This window comes from Micromonospora sp. NPDC023633 (assembly GCF_040640035.1).
GTDB lineage: Bacteria > Actinomycetota > Actinomycetes > Mycobacteriales > Micromonosporaceae > Micromonospora.
Genome location: NZ_JBFABB010000241.1, coordinates 1 through 4,228 on the forward strand (window position 1 = coordinate 1; position 4,228 = coordinate 4,228).

General features: G+C 77.2%; 2 protein-coding genes. One reads left to right on the forward strand and one right to left on the reverse strand.

All coding sequences use genetic code 11. The annotated features are described in order from the left end of the window. On the forward strand, positions 1-529 hold a 529-nt coding region (locus AB0G13_RS34155; RefSeq protein ID WP_357883680.1), incomplete at its 5' end, for a hypothetical protein. A gap of 133 nt (positions 530-662) precedes the next feature. On the opposite strand, the gene AB0G13_RS34160 is transcribed toward AB0G13_RS34155, so the two are convergent. Further along, on the reverse strand, positions 663-4,228 hold a 3,566-nt coding region (locus tag AB0G13_RS34160; protein ID WP_357883683.1), incomplete at its 5' end, for a hypothetical protein.

Below are 4,228 nucleotides of genomic sequence, written 5' to 3' on the forward strand. Positions count from 1 at the left end.
CGCCGCGCGGTCCCGCGCCCGGCTGGTCGCCGCCGTGGAGCGGCTCCCCGTCGGCCCCGGCGTGCTGGCCGAGGTCCGCCGGGTGCGCTCCCGGGTGGCGCTGCGCGGCACCAGTGCCGCCGAGCCCTGGGCCCGGCTGGACCGGGCCGCCCTCACCCTCGCCGGGATGACCGGCCGGCTGACGGGGCTGGCGTCGCCGGCCGTGCTGGAGGCCGCCGAGGCCGACCGGTCGCTGCGGGACCTCGCCGACCGGGTGGCTAGCGTCGAGCGCACGCTGCGGCTCGCCCCGGCCGAGGCCCGGCCGCCGCTGGCCGAGGCGCACCGGGCCCTGACCGCACAGCTGGAGCAGGGCGTCACCGCGTACGAGCGGCTGGTCGTGGCCGCCGCCGGCTACGTGGCCGGGGACGCCCACCCCGACGCCGCGCACCCGGCCGCCTCCCGGCTCACCGAGGCGACCGACCTGCTGCACGGCGTCGCCTCGGCGCTGACCGAGCTGCGCGGCGTCGGCGCCCCGCTGCGCACGCCCTGAGCCCTCGTGCCCGGTCGATCATGCAGTCGTGGTGCCGGCTCGGCACCCGTTCGGGCGTTTCGCACCCCACCACACCTGCATGATCGGCGCAGGCCAGGTGGGCCGGGGGCGGGGGCCGGTCGGCGCGGTCTGGTCACGGCGGCGTGGTCACCGGCACCGGGCCGGTGAACGGGGAGCTGCCGACGACGTTGAACGACCGGATCCGGTAGTGGTAGGTGACGCCGCGCGTTAGGCCGGTGTTGGTGAAGCCCCGGCCGGTGACGGTGAAGGCCGCCACTCCCCGGCTGAACGCCGGGTCCAGCGCCCGCTGCACGACGAACCCCGCGCCCGGCGCGGCCGGGGTGCTCGCCGCCCAGCCGAGGATCACCGTCGCCGTGTCCGGCCCGGACGCCGTCGCCGTGGCGGTCACCCCGGTGGGCGGGCCCGGCGCCGGCGGGGTGGTCGCCCGGGCCACCGTCGACCAGGCCGACGCGGCGCCGAGATAGGTGGTCCGCACCCGGTAGAAGTAGGTGGTGTCCGGGGCGACGGCGGCGTCGAGGTGGTTGTCGCCGACCCCGATCGCGGTGGTGCCCGGTCCGCTGCTGAACGTCGGGTTGGTGGCCCGCTGCACGTCGATCCCGGTGGCGAAGGAGCGGTTGGCCCAGCGCAGCGCGATCCGCAGCGGCGCGGCCGGCGGGATCGCCGCGGTCAGCCCCGTCGGCGCGGTGAGCTGCACGGAGGCCGGCACGCTGTTCGACCACGTGGAGCAGCTCACCGCGTTCTCCGCCCGGATCCGGTAGTGGTAGGTCACCCCGGGGGTGACGGTGGCGTCGGTGTGGCGGGTCGCCGTGGCCGCCACGGTGATCGCCGTGAGCCCCTGCGTGAAGGCGGCGTCGGTGGCGCGCTGGAGCAGGTGGCTGGTGGCCGGTGGGCGACTGCCGTTGCCCGTCCAGGTCAGCGCGATCGCCGGCAGCGCGGTGGCCGAGCCGGGAGCGGGCGTGGCGGTCAGCCCGGTCGGGGCCCGGGGCGACACCCGCAGCACCAGCGGCCGGGTCATGCCCTGGTCCCGGTGGCCGCCGAGCTGGCTGTGCCACTGGTATTCCCAACCGAGGTTGACGAGCTGGTTCACGACCGTCGCGGGCCGGCCGTCCACCGGGCTGACCGGGGTCGAACCGGTCCGGACGCCGGTCGGCCGGAGCGGATCGAGCAGCCGTACGCTGTCGCCGATCTTGAACGGCAGGGGCGGCGCGACCGGCCGGATCGCGACGATCACGTCCTCGCGCGGGTCGACCCGGACGACCTGCTTCCAGCCCCGCTCCGCCGGGTGCGGCGCGCGGGTGGCGCCGTCCCAGCCGACCCGGTTGACCAGTTGCACGTCGCAGCCGGTGAACCGCACCGGCTGGGTCTGCCGGCTGTTGCCGCGGATCCGCCACAGCTGGGTGCCGTCCGCGGGGCCGCCCAGCGCGACGGCCGGGTCGCTGACGTGCAGCACCTCGGTGGCCGGGTCGGTCGGGCCGAGCGGCAGGACGGTGGGGGAGAGCGGCCCGGCGTGCGGGTGGCCGACGCCGAGCCGGCCGACGAGCCGGCCGTGCTCCGGTTCGAAGACCTGCTGCACCGCCTTGACCTCGAGCGGCAGGAGCACCGGGGCGGCGGCGCCGGCCGGGACGAAGCTGACCGTCGCGGCGTGCACCGGGACCACCGTGTCGCGCGCGGTGCGGGTGCCGAACGCCGTGTCGTACGCCGGCTGCGGCACGATCGGCGGGCGCTGGCTGGCCGCGTACGCGCCGGGCAGGCGCTCGCGCAGCCGGGCCAGGTCGTACGGCGGCGCCGGGGTGCCGGCGACCCGGAACTGGAGCAGGGTGCGGGTGTTCGGCCCGTACCCGGGGCGGGTCGGCGGCGCCCCGCCCTCGGCGCGGCGGTCCGGACCGCCGGTGTGGTGGTCGGTGCGCGGGTCGAAGCCGGGCAGCGGGGCCGGGCAGTCGTTGTAGAGGATCAGCGTGCCGCCGGGCGGGACGGCGGAGAAGTCCACCAGCACGTCGGCGACCTCCCCGGGGGCGAGCAGCAGCGCGTGCGCGTCGACGTTGAGCACGGTCGGGTCGCGCCGGTCGTACCGGTAGCCGACCGGCTGGTTCGGCACCACCACCGGCGCGGGGAGCAGGCCGCACTCGTTGCCGATCTGGACGAGTTCCGGGCCGGCGGCGCGCGGGTCCGGGACCCCGCCGTCCCGCCCGTCCGTCGGCCAGCCGGCCGGCCGGTCCGGCGCGCGAACCGCCTCCACCATCGGCACCTCGCCGGCGTCGGGGTCGGCCAGCCCGCCGTCCGGATCCCACATCGGGCCGTCGGAGCGGGCCCGGTAGAGCTGGAGGTTCAGGCCGCGGTCCAGGCAGGCGTTGAGGATCCGGAACCGGTACGTCCTCGGCTCGACCTCCAGGTACGGGTACGCGATCCCGTTGACGAGCATGGTGTCGCCGAACGCGTCCGGCACCGCCGAGGGGTGCGGGACGCCGGGCGCGAGCGGCGGCTCGTCGGGTGCGGCGACGGGGTCGTGGTGCGGGTTCGGCACCGGCCCCGCCCGGTGGGGCGGGCCGCCGTGCTCCCGCTCCCCGGCGTCGTCGCCCGTACGCGACCACGGGCCGTAGTCCCACCGGCCGGTCGGGTTCGTCCCGTCGGCCCGGTGGGGGTTCTGCCGGGGCTGGTAGACGTGCGGGTGCCAGAGGCTGCCCCGGGAGCCCCAGCGGTCCCGGTCCCACGTCGGGTCCTCCCCGGCGAGCTGGGTGTCCTCCGGGACGAAGGTCTTGTCCTCGATCACCAACGGCAGTTGGTCGGCGGGGAGCACCTCGTCGGCGACGAGCCGTTCCTCGGCCGGGTCGGTGAGCAGGTAGAGCGCGAGCTGCCCGGAGTAGACGGTGAGCCGGGACAGACCGACGGTGTTGTCGTGGAACCAGCACAGCCGCCCGCTCTGCTCGTTCGGGTAGTAGAGCGTGGTCGCGCCCGCGCCGGGCGGCGGCATGTCGGGCACGTGGGCGAGGCCGGGTCCCGTCGGGTACGGGGTGATCTCGCCGGCCGGGGTCACCCACTGCCAGGGGTTGCCGGCGCTGGTCCAGCCGGTGTGCGCGCCCGCCAGCCGCAGCACCGCCCGATTCTGCGGGTAGGGCGCGGGACCGTCGAGCGGGCCGGCCCCGGCGCCGTCGACGCTCTCGTCGACCGGCAGGAAGAGCTCGCCGGAGCGGCCGGTGGGGAGCTGGTTGATGAACTTGACCCGGACCGGCCGGCCGCGCCGGGCCAGGACGAGCGGGCCGAGGTGCCAGGGACGCCCCGCCGGCACGACCGTGTTGTGCCCGTGGGTGTCCGTGCCGAGGTTGAGCTGCCGGTAGCCGCGCAGCCGGGTCGCCGGCAGGTCCCGGTGCAGCCGCTGCGCGTACTGCTCCAGGCCGATCTCGTAGTAGTCGCTGCCCGGGTAGCTGATGGTGTCCGGCACCGCCACCGGCAGGTGGGCGCCCAGGTCGGTGCGGCCGAGTGTGCCGGGGCGGGGCAGCGCGTCGACGAACTTGCGGATGCCGGTGCCGGGCACCACACAGCCGTCGGCGTCGACGACCGGCAGCGGGCTGCGGGCGTGGTTCGGCACCGGACCGAAGTGGCGCGGGACGGCGGCGGGGTCGAGGCTGGCCGGCGCGACGACCGGCTCCGCCGCGCGCCGGGCCGCCGGGACGGGCGTCGGCC